Source organism: Ramlibacter sp. (assembly GCF_041916345.1).
In the GTDB taxonomy this organism is placed as follows: Bacteria; Pseudomonadota; Gammaproteobacteria; order Burkholderiales; family Burkholderiaceae_C; genus Ramlibacter.
Window position 1 is genome coordinate 1 of record NZ_JAYRZR010000099.1, and the last position, 13,304, is coordinate 13,304.

Annotated in this window: 15 protein-coding genes; 6 read left to right on the forward strand and 9 right to left on the reverse strand. The window is 70.6% G+C overall.

Annotated features, from left to right (window positions below):
- Nucleotides 1-13: 13 nt before the first annotated feature.
- Nucleotides 14-1,582, forward strand: coding sequence for a dihydrolipoyl dehydrogenase (gene lpdA / locus ACE3T5_RS18530; RefSeq protein WP_374669600.1), 1,569 nt, complete (start codon nucleotides 14-16; stop codon nucleotides 1,580-1,582).
- Between the two features lie 8 nt (nucleotides 1,583-1,590).
- On the opposite strand, the gene ACE3T5_RS18535 is transcribed toward lpdA, so the two are convergent.
- The gene (locus tag ACE3T5_RS18535) at nucleotides 1,591-2,382 is read right to left on the reverse strand and encodes a hypothetical protein (protein WP_374669587.1); all 792 of its coding nucleotides are present in this window, start codon (nucleotides 2,380-2,382) and stop codon (nucleotides 1,591-1,593) included.
- A 172-nt stretch (nucleotides 2,383-2,554) separates the two neighbouring features.
- Between ACE3T5_RS18535 and ACE3T5_RS18540 the strand changes: the two genes are divergently transcribed.
- Nucleotides 2,555-4,234 (forward strand): AMP-binding protein, encoded by a 1,680-nt coding sequence (locus ACE3T5_RS18540; protein WP_374669588.1) that lies wholly within the window; start codon nucleotides 2,555-2,557, stop codon nucleotides 4,232-4,234.
- Nucleotides 4,235-4,430: 196 nt separating this feature from the next.
- On the opposite strand, the gene ACE3T5_RS18545 is transcribed toward ACE3T5_RS18540, so the two are convergent.
- The gene (locus ACE3T5_RS18545; RefSeq protein ID WP_374669601.1) at nucleotides 4,431-4,910 is read right to left on the reverse strand and encodes an EVE domain-containing protein; all 480 of its coding nucleotides are present in this window, start codon (nucleotides 4,908-4,910) and stop codon (nucleotides 4,431-4,433) included.
- A 77-nt stretch (nucleotides 4,911-4,987) separates the two neighbouring features.
- On the opposite strand from ACE3T5_RS18545, the gene ACE3T5_RS18550 reads away from it, so the two are divergent.
- Nucleotides 4,988-6,058, forward strand: coding sequence for a hypothetical protein (locus ACE3T5_RS18550; RefSeq protein WP_374669589.1), 1,071 nt, complete (start codon nucleotides 4,988-4,990; stop codon nucleotides 6,056-6,058).
- Between the two features lie 10 nt (nucleotides 6,059-6,068).
- Here the strand turns inward: ACE3T5_RS18550 and soxA are convergent, their stop codons facing one another.
- The 6 genes from soxA to ACE3T5_RS18580 are packed head-to-tail and all read right to left on the reverse strand — an operon-like array spanning nucleotide 6,069 to nucleotide 10,817.
- Nucleotides 6,069-6,842 (reverse strand): sulfur oxidation c-type cytochrome SoxA, encoded by a 774-nt coding sequence (gene soxA, locus ACE3T5_RS18555; protein ID WP_374669590.1) that lies wholly within the window; start codon nucleotides 6,840-6,842, stop codon nucleotides 6,069-6,071.
- The gene (gene soxZ / locus ACE3T5_RS18560; RefSeq protein WP_374669591.1) at nucleotides 6,839-7,162 is read right to left on the reverse strand and encodes a thiosulfate oxidation carrier complex protein SoxZ; all 324 of its coding nucleotides are present in this window, start codon (nucleotides 7,160-7,162) and stop codon (nucleotides 6,839-6,841) included. Before soxZ ends, soxA begins: the two co-directional genes overlap by 4 nt.
- Nucleotides 7,159-7,644 carry a SoxY-related AACIE arm protein gene (locus ACE3T5_RS18565; RefSeq protein WP_374669592.1) on the reverse strand — a complete coding sequence of 162 codons (486 nt, stop codon included), beginning with the start codon at nucleotides 7,642-7,644 and terminating at the stop codon, nucleotides 7,159-7,161. Before ACE3T5_RS18565 ends, soxZ begins: the two co-directional genes overlap by 4 nt.
- 5 nt (nucleotides 7,645-7,649) lie before the next feature.
- The gene (gene soxX / locus ACE3T5_RS18570; protein ID WP_374669593.1) at nucleotides 7,650-8,129 is read right to left on the reverse strand and encodes a sulfur oxidation c-type cytochrome SoxX; all 480 of its coding nucleotides are present in this window, start codon (nucleotides 8,127-8,129) and stop codon (nucleotides 7,650-7,652) included.
- 1 nt (nucleotide 8,130) lies between these two features.
- Nucleotides 8,131-10,320 carry a molybdopterin cofactor-binding domain-containing protein gene (locus tag ACE3T5_RS18575; protein WP_374669594.1) on the reverse strand — a complete coding sequence of 730 codons (2,190 nt, stop codon included), beginning with the start codon at nucleotides 10,318-10,320 and terminating at the stop codon, nucleotides 8,131-8,133.
- Nucleotides 10,317-10,817, reverse strand: coding sequence for a (2Fe-2S)-binding protein (locus ACE3T5_RS18580; RefSeq protein WP_374669595.1), 501 nt, complete (start codon nucleotides 10,815-10,817; stop codon nucleotides 10,317-10,319). The genes ACE3T5_RS18575 and ACE3T5_RS18580 overlap by 4 nt, the downstream gene beginning before the upstream one ends.
- A 192-nt stretch (nucleotides 10,818-11,009) precedes the next feature.
- Between ACE3T5_RS18580 and ACE3T5_RS18585 the strand changes: the two genes are divergently transcribed.
- Genes ACE3T5_RS18585 through ACE3T5_RS18595 form a run of 3 tightly spaced genes read left to right on the forward strand, consistent with a single transcriptional unit; the run spans nucleotide 11,010 to nucleotide 13,094 of the window.
- Nucleotides 11,010-11,297, forward strand: coding sequence for a globin domain-containing protein (locus tag ACE3T5_RS18585; protein ID WP_374669596.1), 288 nt, complete (start codon nucleotides 11,010-11,012; stop codon nucleotides 11,295-11,297).
- The gene (locus tag ACE3T5_RS18590; protein ID WP_374669597.1) at nucleotides 11,294-12,199 is read left to right on the forward strand and encodes a hypothetical protein; all 906 of its coding nucleotides are present in this window, start codon (nucleotides 11,294-11,296) and stop codon (nucleotides 12,197-12,199) included. The genes ACE3T5_RS18585 and ACE3T5_RS18590 overlap by 4 nt, the downstream gene beginning before the upstream one ends.
- 4 nt (nucleotides 12,200-12,203) lie before the next feature.
- Nucleotides 12,204-13,094, forward strand: a complete 891-nt coding sequence (locus tag ACE3T5_RS18595) for a serine/threonine-protein kinase (protein WP_374669598.1) — start codon at nucleotides 12,204-12,206, stop codon at nucleotides 13,092-13,094.
- Here ACE3T5_RS18595 and ACE3T5_RS18600 read toward each other — a convergent pair.
- On the reverse strand, nucleotides 13,060-13,304 hold a 245-nt coding region (locus tag ACE3T5_RS18600; RefSeq protein WP_374669599.1), incomplete at its 5' end, for a C40 family peptidase. The two genes, ACE3T5_RS18595 and ACE3T5_RS18600, sit on opposite strands and share 35 nt — an antisense overlap.

Consider the following 13,304-nt stretch of genomic DNA (forward strand, 5'->3'; position numbering starts at 1 on the left):
TCCCCCGGGGGGGGTGGGCTGGGCGGGGGCGCCCGTGTCGCCACCCGCGCCCCCTCCCCAGCCCTCCCCCGGAGGGGGAGGGAGCCAAGCCGTCAGCTTCGGTGGTGCTGCCGACCTGGACTGCGACGTGCTCGTGCTGGGTGCCGGCCCGGGTGGCTATTCGGCCGCCTTCCGCGCGGCCGACCTGGGCCTGAAGGTCGTGCTGGTCGAGCGCTATGCCACCCTGGGCGGCGTGTGCCTGAACGTCGGCTGCATCCCCTCCAAGGCGCTGCTGCATGTGGCGGCGGTGATGGACGAGGTCAGCCACCTGGGTGACCTGGGCGTCGAGTTCGGCAAGCCGGTGGTGAGCGTGGACAAGCTGCGCGGCCACAAGGAGAAGGTCATCGGCAAGCTCACCGGCGGCCTGTCGGCGATGGCCAAGATGCGCAAGGTCACGGTGGTGCGCGGCTACGGCCACTTCGTCGGCGCGAACCATGTCGAGGTGGAAGAGACCACCGGCACCGCACAGGACAAGACCGGCACCAAGAAGGTGGTGGCGTTCAAGCGCTGCATCATCGCCGCCGGCAGCCAGGCCGTGCGCCTGCCCTTCCTGCCGGACGATCCGCGCATCGTCGACAGCACGGGTGCGCTGGCGCTGCAGGGCGTGCCGAAGAAGATGCTGATCGTCGGCGGCGGCATCATCGGCCTGGAGATGGGTACGGTGTACAGCACGCTGGGCGCGCGCCTGGACGTGGTGGAAATGCTGGATGGCCTGATGCAGGGCGCCGACCGCGACCTCGTCAAGGTCTGGGAGAAGATGAACAAGCACCGCTTCGACAAGATCATGTTGAAGACGAAGACCGTGGGGGCCCAGGCCACGCCGGAAGGGATCCACGTGCAGTTCGAGGGCCTGGACGGCACGAAGAGCGAAGGCACCTACGACCTGGTGCTGCAGGCCGTGGGCCGCACGCCCAATGGCAAGAAGATCGGTGCGGAGAAGGCCGGCGTGGCCGTGACGGACCGCGGCTTCATCAACGTCGACATCCAGATGCGCACCAACGTGCCGCACATCTTCGCCATCGGCGACATCGTGGGCCAGCCCATGCTGGCGCACAAGGCGGTGCATGAGGCGCACGTGGCGGCGGAAGTCATCGCGGGTGAACTGCAGGGTGACAAGTCCCTGGCCTCGGCGGCCTTCAACGCGCGCGTGATCCCCAGCGTGGCCTATACCGACCCCGAGGTCGCGTGGGTCGGCCTGACCGAAGACCAGGCCAAGGCGCAGGGCATCAAGGTCAAGAAGGGTCTGTTCCCCTGGACGGCCTCCGGCCGCGCCATCGCCAATGGCCGCGACGAGGGCTTCACCAAGCTGCTGTTCGACGACAGCCCCGAGGCGCACGGCCACGGCAAGATCCTGGGTGGCGGCATCGTCGGCACGCATGCCGGCGACATGATCGGCGAGATCGCCCTGGCCATCGAGATGGGCGCCGATGCGGTGGACATCGGCAAGACCATCCATCCGCACCCCACGCTGGGCGAAAGCATCGGCATGGCCGCGGAGGTGGCGCACGGCAGCTGCACGGATCTGCCGCCGGCGCGGAAGTAAACCGGTCCTCAGGTCCGATCCAGCCCCAGCCGCTGCTTGTAGCGGCCAGCCCATCCGGGGGTGGCAACAGCCTGGGGCATCTGGCGCTCGATCCACTCTTCAAGTGCGGGCCCGCTCTCCAGCGAGACGATCACACCGTAGCGGACATGGCTGTGCGCGTGGTGGACACTGTGGAACAGGTACTCCGAGTCCATCAGGATCTGGGTGTACCGAGGCAACGGGACCTGGAACTCGTTCGCCCCATCGAATTCATCCTCCCGCAGGATCATGCGGCTGTCCGGGCTGTCGGTCAGCTCCAGCCACAGCCGGACGACCCAGCCTTCCGCTTCGGGATTCAGCCGGTTGTTGTCGTCCAGATGAAGGTTCCAGACCGCTTCACGTCGCGAGTTGGGTTCTTTCCGGATGATCTGCACCCGTCCGAAGCGCGCGCCGATGGACGTCACCCAGGCCTGGATGCGCTTCGCGACCTGGGCATGGGGCGTCCAGACGCCGTCCTTGTCGGGCTTGCCGTGTCGCCAGAAGCCCTCCATGACCGGCTCTCCGTCCGCACTGGCGAGCGGCGCGAAGAAGGTGCGCGGGTCTGTGTCGTAGGTCACGTAGTCCAGGCCTTCCCACTCGCCTGGCTCGATGGGTGGGCCCTGGTACCGATTCAGGACGAGCACGCCGCCGTTGTCCTCCAGCGGCTGCATCCGGTAGTGCGCGGAATGGCGCTGCTCGACCCACAGCCTCGTGAGGCCCAGCGCCCGGTACACCGGCTTGGTGATGCTGTTCCTGAGAACCGGGTCGATCCATCCGCGCATGCTGGCTGCCTCTTGAGCCGCGCAGTATAGGAAGCTCCGTCGAGGCGTCCCCGCCACGTTTCCCGAGAGTGGGCTCTCTAACCGACCCCCTGGGTTTCACCGTAGACGCCGCGCCGCTGCCGCGGCTATGGTCCCGGGTCTGCACACCTCAACCCTCAACACGAGCACGCCGATGCCCCAGAAGCTCCTCCTCGACTTCATCTACGAGCACGAAAAGAACCTGGCCAGCAAGGTCTTCATGACCCAGCCGATCGGCAATGGCAAAACGGTCGACTACACCTGGGCCCAGGTGATGGACCAGTCGCGGCGCATGGCCACGCACCTGAAGGCGCAGGGCTTCCCGGCCGGCTCGCGCATCGCGCTGCTGTCCAAGAACTGCGCGCACTTCGTCATGGCGGAGATCGCCATCTGGATGGCGGGCTACACCACCGTGGCCATTTTCCCCACCGAAACGGCCGAGACGGTCGGCTTCGTGCTGAACCACAGCGAGGCCAGCCTGCTGTTCGTGGGCAAGCTCGACACCTGGGAGCACCAGAAGCCCGGCATTCCGGAGGGCCTTCCGACCATCGCCTTCCCGCTGGCCCCCGAGAACCACGGCCTGCAGACCTGGGACGACATCATCGGCCGCGCGCCGCCAATGTCCGGCAACCCGTCGCGGGCCCCCTCTGACCTGGCGTTGCTGATGTACACCTCCGGCTCCACCGGCACGCCCAAGGGCGTGATGCACAGCTTCGAGCGCTTCTCGGCCGCCGCCCAGGGCATCAGCGAGGAGCTGCGCAACCGCATCGGCCAGGACACCGAGAACCGCGTGCTCTCGTACCTGCCGCTGGCCCACATCTTCGAGCGCGCCTGGATCGAGGGCGCGGCCCTGGTGGATGGCCGCACGCACATGTTCTTCGCCGAGGCGCTGGATACCTTCCTGGCGGACCTGCAGCGCGCACGGCCCACTCTGTTCATCAGCGTGCCCCGCCTGTGGCTGAAGTTCCAGCAGGGCGTGCTGGCCAAGATGCCGGCCAAGAAGCTGGACACGCTGCTGAAGATCCCGATCCTGGGGGGCATCGTCGCGAAGAAGGTGCGCACCGGCCTCGGCCTGGACCAGGTGCTGATGGCCGGCAGCGGCTCGGCCCCCATCCCGCCAGACCTGATCTCGTGGTACCGCCGCATCGGCCTGAAGCTGTACGAGGGCTACGGCATGACCGAGGACTGCGCGTACTCGTTCACCTCCAGCGAGCAGTTCAACGCCCCCGGCTGCGTGGGTGTGAAGATGAAGGGCGTGGAGGCCCGCCTCAGCCCCGAGGGCGAGATCCTCATCAAGAGTCCGGGCAAGCTGGTGGGCTACTACAAGCGCCCCGATCTCGACGCCGAGGTGTTCACGGAAGACGGCTTCTTCCGCACCGGGGACCTGGGCGAGATCGCGCCGAACGGCGTGCTCAAGCTCACCGGCCGCGCCAAGGAGCTGTTCAAGACCGCCAAGGGCAAGTACGTGGCGCCCGCGCCGATCGAGAACCGCATCAACGCCCACCCGATGGTCGAGCAGTCGCTCGTCTCCGGCGTCGGCCAGCCCGCGGCCTATGCCATCGTGCTGCTGGCCGAGACCCTGCGTCCGCGCCAGAACGACCCGGCCTTGCGTGCGGAGGTGACCGCTGAACTGAGCGCGCTGCTCGACGAGGTGAACCGGCAGGTGGCCGACTACGAGCAGCTGAAGATGATCGTGGTCGCGCGCGAGCCGTGGAGCATCGAGAACGGCTGCCTCACGCCGACGATGAAGATCAAGCGCGCCAAGATCGAGAAGATGCTCGAGCCCGAGCTGGAGCGCTGGTACTCCGACAAGCAGAAGGTGCTCTGGCAGTAGGGGCGCGGGCCGGCGCGGGTGGCCCCGCGCCTTAGGGCACCGCTGGGGTTTCGCTGTCGCTCCACCGCCAGCCTACGGGGGCAGCCCGGGCGATGGGGATGGCGGCGAGGTCCGGGTGGGCCTTGCGTGTGGGCTCAGAGGGGCTCTGGCTGGCTCTCGCGTAGGCTGGCGGTGGAGCGAAGCGAAACCCCAGCGATCAACCTTCCTCGCCCCCAACCCCCAGCAACTTCTCGACCGCCCGCCAGTGCTTCGCGTCCACCGGCGTGATGGACAGGCGGTTGCCTTTCTTGAGGACGAGCATGTCCGCCAGCGCGGCGTGCTCGCGCATCTCGGCCAGCCCGAGCAGCCGCGTCTTGCGCAAGGCGCGCACGTCCACCAGCAGCCACCGCGGTGCATCGGGCTTCGACGCCGGATCGTGATAGGGCGACCGGGGATCGAACTGTGTCGGGTCGGGGTAGGGCGCGGAGGCCACTTCGGCGATCCCCGCGATGCCCGGCTCGGGGCAGCTGGAGTGATAGAACAGCACGCCGTCGCCCACGCGCATCTGGTCGCGCATGAAGTTGCGCGCCTGGTAGTTGCGCACGCCCGTCCAGGGCACGGTCTGCCCGGGCGCCGCCAGGGCATCGTCGATCGAGACCTCGTCGGGTTCGGACTTCATCAGCCAGTATTGCCGCATGCGCCGGATCGTCGCATGGCCGGCTACCCGCAGCAACGCCGGGGGCATGCGCTGTCGGGCCAGGGCTACCATGCGCCATGGACCTGCAGCAGATGATGGACACCCTGGCCGCGCTGCCGCCTGAGCAGCAGCGCGGCTGGTGGCTGGGCGCGGCGGCCTGGCTGGCCGTTGTGGTGCTGTACCTGCTGCTCGAAGCGGGCTGGACGCGCCGGCGCGCCGGCCTGGCGGGCTGGGCCGTGATGCGCATCATGGGTCTGGTGGCCATTGGGGTGACCTTCGCGGCGGTGTGGCTGCCTGCCAGGGCGGTCAGCGGCTTCGGTGGCCTGGCGGTCTTCTACGGCCTGCTGTTCACGGTAGCGCCGCTGCTGTGGTTCGGCCTGCATCGCCTGGGCGGTCACATCGCCGGCGCCAAGGTGTCGGTGTGGCTGCCGCTTGCACTGAGCAGCATGGTGATTGCGGCGTTTCCGATCTGGACCCTCCAGTTCATCGAGCCGGCCGTGCATGCCGCGGCGCGGGAGATCGGTGCCCGCGGCCTGCCCAGCGGTCCTTCCGATCCCCTGCCGTACGACGTGGGCCCGGTGCGCGCGTTCAACGTACCGTCGGCAGGCATCGTGCTCGCGCAGTCGCTGCGCGCCCGGCCGGAAGTGCGGCTCACGCGGGTGGAGGAGCGGCGCTTCGGCCAGTGGCCGACCGAGCCGCTGGTGTCTCATCCTGACTGGTGCAGGGCCGGGCAGGACATCCATCTGCTCTGGGCCACCGGCCAGCCGGCGCCCTATCTGCGCCTGCACTGGGCCGACGGTGTGCGTCAGCTGAAGGCGGAACACACGCCGACGCTGGCCGCGATCCCGCCGGCCGAGGCCTTTGCCGTGGCCTTCCGGCCGGACGGCTTCGACGTGCCGGTGCCGATACCGGTGGGCCGGGTCGATGTCCGTCTGCGCACCGTCAGCGGCGGCAGCCATGCGATGCTGCAATTGCCACCTCCGGCCGGTGACGCGGCGGCCGGTGACTGCCTGCTGCCAGGCTACCGGTTGGCCAACGCGGCATCCCTGGGCCAGGTGGATGCGTTCGTGCTGACCATCCGTCCCGATGGGGGCGGGCGCCCCCGGCGGGGCGTGATCCTGCGCGAGGGCGCGCCACCCTACCAGTGAGGTCACCCCCTCAGGGGCGCACCGCTGGCGTCTCGACCGCCATGCCCATCGCTCGGGTGGCGAGGTACAGCTCGAGCTGCGTCATCTCCAGGCTGCCCTGGGTCAGGGGCTCAGCCCGCACCCCGGTCATGCAATTGCGCAGCCGCCGGCCCAGCGAGCCCATGCCCTGCCATTCGAGCCGGTAGATCGGGTAGCCCGTCGCATGGCCCTGGGGGATGCGCGTGCCACCCAGCAGGCCGCCGGCGCGCTCGTCATGGCACTGCGCGCAGGACAGTTCGAGCTGGCCGATGCGGGCGCGGAACAGCGCTTCGCCCGCAGCGCGATGGGGCGCCAGCCGCGCGTCCGTCGGCGGAGTGATGGGCTGGCCACGCGATTTCAGGCCCAGCCAGGCCTCCAGGCCGAGCAGGTCCTCTGCCTCGGCAGGCCAGGGGGCCTGGCCCTGGTGGCGCTCGCGGCACAGGTTGATGCGATGCCGCAGCGTCACCGGCCGCGCGAGGCCTTCATCCCACGCGGGGTAGCGGGCCGCGACACCGGCCAGCGCAGTGCCATCGCCATGGCAGCTTGCGCACGCGCGGGACGAGGCCGCCGGCGCACGTGCCCAGGCCAGCTGGCCGCCCTGTACCCACAGCATGGCGGGGTTGGCCGCGTCGTCGCGCTGGAGCGCCCGCGTGGACTCGCCCATCTCGTCGAAGCCCGAGCGGCGGGCGTCGGCCAGTGGCGGCGCGGCACAGCCCAGCAACAGGCCGGCGAGCACGGCAACGCCGAAGCGGGCGCGCCGCGTCACGTCAGTTGCAGCGTGCGCCGCTCCACGTGCCGGAAGCCGTTGTCGCCCTGCCATTCGAACTCCAGTGTGCCGCCGGCATCGGCGCGCAGGTGGAAGGCGAGGTAGGGATTGGCCGAGATGGCCGGGTGCAGTTCGGCCGTGAACACCGTCTCGCCGTCCAGCCGGCAGGTGAAGCGGCGGATGATGTCGCGCGGCAGCACCCGGCCGTCCGCTCCCGGGCGGTAGCCGGTCTCCATCGGGTGGGCGATGGTGGCGCGCAACTCGATCACCTCGCCGCGGCGGGCCGTCGCGGGCACCTGGATCAGCGTGCGGGCGCTCATCCCTCGCCCTCGATGCAAGCCGCCAGCACCACCACCACATCCACCATGTCCTGCCACACGCTGCCGTCGTTCATGCGGGCCAGCGCCACCAGCTTCTGGCTGGTCGCGAGGCGGATCCGGGTGGCCACCTCGGCGCGGCCGTTGCGTGGACTGAGCGTGAACCGGGCCACGTCGCGCTGCGGGTTCTTCTCGTTGAAGACGGCGATCTCGGTCACGTGGTCGGCCGCGGACATCGGGCTGTCCACCCGCAAGGCCAGCGGAACGGTGTTGCCGTTGTCCACCAGGGTCGCCACCGCGATCCGTACGCGCCCGGCGCGGATCGGCTGTCCGCCCGCGAAGGCCGCCGTGGCGGCCAGCAGTTCGGGCGAGGGCGGCGTCGGCGCGTTCTGCGCGAACGATGTCCCGACCCAGGCCAGGCCGGCGCCCACGAACACGCGTCGCGGCAGGCGAATGGCGGTGGGCGAGAGGTCCGCAGACGGCATGTCGGTCACCGCAATGTCGTCAGGAAGGCCACCACGTCTTCCACCTGCTGGGCGCTGAGGATGGGGCGATTCACCCAGGCCGCGCCCACGCGCGAAGGATGGCCCGGCGCATGGAAGGCCGGCATGAAGCTGCCGGGCACCACGCGTCGCGGGTCGACCACGCGCAGGCGCAGCTGGGCGCTGCTGTAGCGCGCGCCGACGCCCGCGAGGCTGGGTGCCAGATCGCCCTGGAATCGCTCTTCCGGGATCGGCGCCGGATGGCACAGCAGGCACAGCCCGGCCTGGCGGCTGGCGACGATGGCGCGGCCCCGGGTGGCATCGCCGCCGGCATCGGTCAGCGGGCGGGGGATGCCGTCGGCCACGACCTCGAACGGGCGGAAGGCCGGCGTCTCCGAAGGGGGCACGGCCTGCGCCGCCGCGCCGGTCGCCACCAAGCTGGCGGCCAGGCCGGTCAGCAGGGTGAGCGGGCGGCGCAGGGCGCTCATGTCACGCGCGCTTGAGGTTCTGGTTCTTCAGCGGCAGCTCGCGGATGCGCCGGCCGGTGGCCGCGAAGATCGCGTTCAGCACCGCCGGCGCCGCCACCGCGATGGTCGGCTCGCCCACGCCGCCCCAGAAGCCGCCCGAGGGCATGACGATGGTCTCCACCTTGGGCATCTGGCTCATCATCAGTACCGGGTAGGTGGTGAAGTTCTCCTGCTCGATGCGGCCGTCCTTCAGCGTGCATTCGCCGTACAGCGCCGCCGACAGGCCATAGGCGAACGAGCCTTCGACCTGGGCCTCGATCTGCTGCGGGTTGACGGCATGGCCGCAGTCGGTGGCGGCCACGATGCGGTGGATCTTCAGCTCCCCTGCGTCGCTGACGGAGACCTCGGCACAGGCGGCCACGTAGCTGCCGAAGCCCATGGTCTGGGCCAGGCCGCGGTACACCTTCTGCCCACCCACGTCGGGCGCGGGCCGGCCCCAGCCGGTGCGCTCGGCCACCGCGTTCAGCACGGCCAGGTGCTTGGGGTGCTTCGTCATCAGCTTGCGGCGCAGTTCCAGAGGATCCTGCTTGAGCGCGTGCGCGACCTCGTCGATGAAGCATTCCAGGTAGATCGCGTTCTGGTTCAGGTTCACCCCGCGCCAGAAGCCGGGCGGCACCGGCGGGTTGCGCATGGCATGGTCGATCAGCAGGTTCGGGAAGCTGTAGCCGATGGCGGCCTCCGGCCCGCCCGCGTTGAGACCCTGGAACACGACCGGATCCAGCCCGTTGCGGATGTTCTGGGGGAAGACGCCGGCCAGGATGGACTGGCCCGAGATGCGCATGTGCAGCGCGGTCACGTTGCCCTGCGCGTCCACGCCGGCGCGCAGCTTGCACTGGGTGACCGGGTGGTAGCGACCGTGCAGCATGTCCTCCTCGCGGGACCACAGCAGCTTGACCGGCACGCCGGGCATCTGCCTGGCGATCTCGACCGACTGGCGAACCCAGTCGTGCACCGCGCCGCGGCGACCGAAGCCGCCGCCCAGGTGGATCTTGTAGACCTCGCACTTCTCCGCCGGCAGGCCCGCGGCCTCGGACGCGGCGGCCAGCGCCGCTTCGCCGTTCTGCGTGGGTGTCCAGACCTCGCAGCGCTCGGGCGTCCAGCGCGCGGTGGCGTTCATCGGCTCCATCGTCGCGTGGTTCTGGTGCGGGTAGGCATACACCGCCTCGATCACGCGCGCGGCCGATGACAGCGCGGCCCGGGCATCGCCATTCTGGGTGCCGGCCACGGCATCATTGGCGTCGAGCCCGGCCCTGAGCATGGCGGCGACGGTGGCGCTCGATTCCTTCGCGTTCGGCCCCAGGTCCCATTCGATCGGCAGGGCCTCCAGCGCGGTCTTGGCCCGCCACCAGGTGTCGGCGATCACCGCCACGGCGCTGTCGCCCACGCGCACCACCTTCTTCACGCCGGGCCGCTTCTCGATGGCCGCCGCGTTGAAGCTCTTCACCTTGCCGCCAAACACCGGGCAGTCCTTGATGGCCGCATTCAGCAGGCCGGGCAGCTGCAGGTCCGCGCCGTAGACCTGGCGGCCGGTCACCTTGTCGACGGTGTCCAGACGCGCCAGGCGCTTGCCGACGAGCTTCCAGTCCCTGGGGTCCTTCAGCGGCGGGTCGGCCGGCGGCGTGAGCTTCGCGGCCGCGGTGGCGAGCTGGCCGTAGGTGGCGGTGCGGCCGCTCGGTGCGTGCGTCACCACGCTGTTGGCGGCGCGGCATTCGCCCACCGGCACCTTCCAGCCGTCGGCCGCGGCCTGCACCAGCATCATGCGTGCGGCGGCGCCGCCCTTGCGCACGTAGTCGTGCGACTCGCGGATGCCGCGGCTGCCGCCGGTGGAGAAGTTGCCCCACACGCGCTTGCGGGCCAGGTTCTGGCCGGGGGTGGGGTACTCGGTGGTGACCTTGGCCCAGTTGCAGTCCAGCTCCTCGGCGACGAGCTGCGCCAGGCCGGTCAGCGTGCCCTGGCCCATCTCGGACCGCGCGATGCGGATCACCACGGTGTCGTCGGGCTTGACCACGACCCACGCGTTCACTTCCGGTGCGGCGCCCTGGGCCGAGGCGTGCCGGGCGAACGGGACGTGGAACCCGACCACGAGGGCGGTGCCGGCTGAAGCCTGCAGGAAGGCGCGCCGGCCGATGCGCGGCGATGCGGTGGTGTTCATGTCACGCTCCCGTCGGCATGCTGGATCGCCAGGCCCGCGCTGCGCGTGCTGCCCTGGGCGGCGGCCTTGATGGCGGCGCGCACCCGGTTGTACGTGCCGCAGCGGCAGATGTTCGTCATGGCCGCGTCGATGTCGGCGTCGGTCGGATTCGGCTTGGCCTTCAGCAGCGCCGCCGCGGCCATGAGCATGCCGCTCTGGCAGTAGCCGCATTGCGGCACATCGAGGGCCACCCAGGCCTTCTGCAGCGGATGCGAACCATCGGGCGACAGTGCCTCGATGGTCACCACCTTCTCGTTCGGACCGACGGTGGAGACCGGTCGCACGCAACTTCGGGTGGGCACCCCGTCGATGTGCACCGTGCAGGCCCCGCAGGCCGCGACCCCGCAGCCGTACTTGGTGCCGGTGAGTCCGAGCTGCTCGCGCAGCACCCACAGCAGGGGGGTGTCCCCCTCGGCCTCGAATTCACGGACAGCGCCGTTGACGTGCAGTCGTGCCATGGCTGGTCTCCTTGGCCGCAGATGATCGACCAGCGCGCATGCTAAGGGGAGGGCGGGAAACCCTGCACGCCACCGGGATGTCCCTGATGCGGGCCCTTCCGCCGCGCGCCGCCGGGTGGATAAGATGCAAGCCATTGCCGATGGCCGGCGCTGCCGGGTCCGGCCTGTCGGCGCCCGCAACCAGGAGGGAAGATGCTCACCAGCGAAGACAAGGCGCAGGACGTGCCGGTCGACGACGACCTGTTCCTGGTGGTGCTGGCCCTGGGGCGGCGCCACACCCTGCTGTACAAGGTGCCGGAGGACGCCTACGCCACGGTGGGCGAAGCCCTGCTGTGGACGCTCAACATGGGCCTGGGCCAGGCCTTCACACCGGAGGTGAAGGCCGCCTGGACGCGCCTCTACGCCCTGCTGTCATCGGTCATGCGCATGGGCGGGCGCCTTGCGGCCGCCGAAGCCACCGCCAGCGGAGCCGCATCATGAGCCCGGCTGCCGGCACCCCTTCCGCGGGCCTGGGGGCCCGCGATGTCCAGATCATGGCGGGTACCTTCGACGACTTCTCGTTCGACGATGTCATCCAGGTTCTCAGCCTCAGCCGCCAGTGCCTTCGCCTGCTGGTGCGCCAGGGCGAGGCCGCCTTCGGCGAGGTGCTGCTGAAGGCCGGACAGGTGCTGTCCGCCCGCACGCCCAACACCACCGATCCCGCCCAGGTGTTCATGACCCTGGGGGGCCATGCCCTGCCGGGCTCCGGCCTGTCGTTCGCGGTCTATCACACGCAGCCGGACGGCCCTTACCCGCCCGCGCGCGGGCGGCTCGCCGACCTGTACGCGCTGGCGCGCCGGGCCGCCACCGTGGCCCCGGCCGCCCCCCTGGCGGCAGCCGCCCCTGCGGGGGCCGGGCCCGAGACCACGCTGCGCATTCCGCCGCCGCCGGCGCAGCCGCCACGGCCGTCCGCCGCCGCACCGGTCCGAGCGGCGGGCGCATCCATGGCGCCGGCGGCAGCGACGCTCGGGTCGCAGCCCGACATCGTCCTGGCGCCCACCCTGCCGATCACCGCAGCCGACACCGTGAGCAGGGCGGTCCTGGCCGATCTGCAGCCGCTGCTGCGTCACGAGCTGAACCAGGTGGGCGTGCAGGTGCGCGAGCAGGCCCAGATGATGGCGTCACTCGAAGGCCGCCTGCAGTCGTTGCCCCAGCTCGTGGCCGCCGAGGTGCGGCTCGCCCTGGCCCAGCGCGAGCGTGAGCAGGCCCGCGAGGCGCCGGCGGCACCCGCGCCGCAGCCGCCCGCCGCCGGCGTGTCGGGCGCTGTGGTGATGGCCATGGCCGCCGGCCTGGTGGTGCTGTTCGGCGCCGTGGTGGTGCTGGCTGTCGTCGCGCTGCGCTGAAGCCATGGGTGCCACGGCCGATCCGGAGCTGCTCGGCGGCCGCTATGCGCTGCGGCGGGCCATCGGCTCGGGCGGGATGGCCCAGGTGCATGCCGCGGACGACCTGGAGACCGGCGAGGCCGTGGCCGTGAAGCTGCTGCGCGAGCCGGTGGAGTCCGGCACGCTGGACCGCCGCCTGCTGCAGGAGCTGCTGGCCGCCGCCCAGGTGCGGCACCCGAACCTCGTGGGCGTGATCGACTTCGGCATCGATGCCGCGACCCAGCGGCCCTTCTTCGTGATGGAGCTGCTGCACGGGGATGACCTGGCCGTGCACCTCGCGCGCGAGGGCGCCTGTGACGCCGAGACCTTCATTCCCCTGTTCTGCGGCGCGCTCGACGGGCTCGACGCCGTGCACCGCGTGGGCATCATCCACAAGGACATCAAGCCGCCGAACCTGTTCATGGACTGGCGCATCCCGTCGCGGCCGCGGCTGCGTGTCATGGACTTCGGCATCGCGCACCAGATGCAGCGCTCGCGCATCACGCAGGAGGGCGGTCTCGCCTGCACGCCGCGCTACACCGCACCCGAGTACCTCACGCGCAGCGAGGTGCTGCAGGCCTCGGACGTCTACCAGATGGGCCTGGTGCTGGCCGAGGCGCTGCTGGGCTGGACCATGGTGGAGGACGGACCGTTTGCCACGGTCGCCTATGCCCATGTTCGCGGCGAGCTGCGCTTTCCGCCCCGCCTCAAGGGCAGCCCGGTCGGGCAGGTGCTGGCCCGGGCGTTGGCGCGCGACCCGAGAGAGCGGTTTCCTTCTGCCGGGGCCTTTGCCCATGCGCTGCGCCAGCTTGACCTGGCGACGGCCGGTGCGGCCGTGGAGCTCAATGCCGCGCTGTATCAGCGCCCGTCGGCGTGAACTCGCCGGCCACGGCGCCGCCTTCCGCCGGCAGCACGCGGCGGGCCCCGTCGAAGCGACGGCTCCAGTAGGCCATGGACATGTCTTCTACCCGCACCTGGGCACCCGGGCGCGGCGAGTGGATGAACTTGCCTTCGCCGACGTAGATGCCCACGTGGCTGAACGCGCGGCGCATGGTGTTGAAGAACACCAGGTCGCCGGGCTGCAGGT

Coding starts and splice junctions, on each gene's coding strand:
- ACE3T5_RS18580 (WP_374669595.1), bottom strand. CDS start 10,817: ATGGCACGACTGCACGTCAACGGCGCTGTCCGTGAATTCGAGGCCGAG.
- ACE3T5_RS18565 (WP_374669592.1), bottom strand. CDS start 7,644: ATGCCGTCTGCGGACCTCTCGCCCACCGCCATTCGCCTGCCGCGACGC.
- ACE3T5_RS18550 (WP_374669589.1), top strand. CDS start 4,988: ATGGACCTGCAGCAGATGATGGACACCCTGGCCGCGCTGCCGCCTGAG.
- ACE3T5_RS18590 (WP_374669597.1), top strand. CDS start 11,294: ATGAGCCCGGCTGCCGGCACCCCTTCCGCGGGCCTGGGGGCCCGCGAT.
- soxZ (WP_374669591.1), bottom strand. CDS start 7,162: ATGAGCGCCCGCACGCTGATCCAGGTGCCCGCGACGGCCCGCCGCGGC.
- ACE3T5_RS18585 (WP_374669596.1), top strand. CDS start 11,010: ATGCTCACCAGCGAAGACAAGGCGCAGGACGTGCCGGTCGACGACGAC.
- ACE3T5_RS18575 (WP_374669594.1), bottom strand. CDS start 10,320: ATGAACACCACCGCATCGCCGCGCATCGGCCGGCGCGCCTTCCTGCAG.
- ACE3T5_RS18535 (WP_374669587.1), bottom strand. CDS start 2,382: ATGCGCGGATGGATCGACCCGGTTCTCAGGAACAGCATCACCAAGCCG.
- ACE3T5_RS18545 (WP_374669601.1), bottom strand. CDS start 4,910: ATGCGGCAATACTGGCTGATGAAGTCCGAACCCGACGAGGTCTCGATC.
- ACE3T5_RS18595 (WP_374669598.1), top strand. CDS start 12,204: ATGGGTGCCACGGCCGATCCGGAGCTGCTCGGCGGCCGCTATGCGCTG.
- soxX (WP_374669593.1), bottom strand. CDS start 8,129: ATGAGCGCCCTGCGCCGCCCGCTCACCCTGCTGACCGGCCTGGCCGCC.
- ACE3T5_RS18540 (WP_374669588.1), top strand. CDS start 2,555: ATGCCCCAGAAGCTCCTCCTCGACTTCATCTACGAGCACGAAAAGAAC.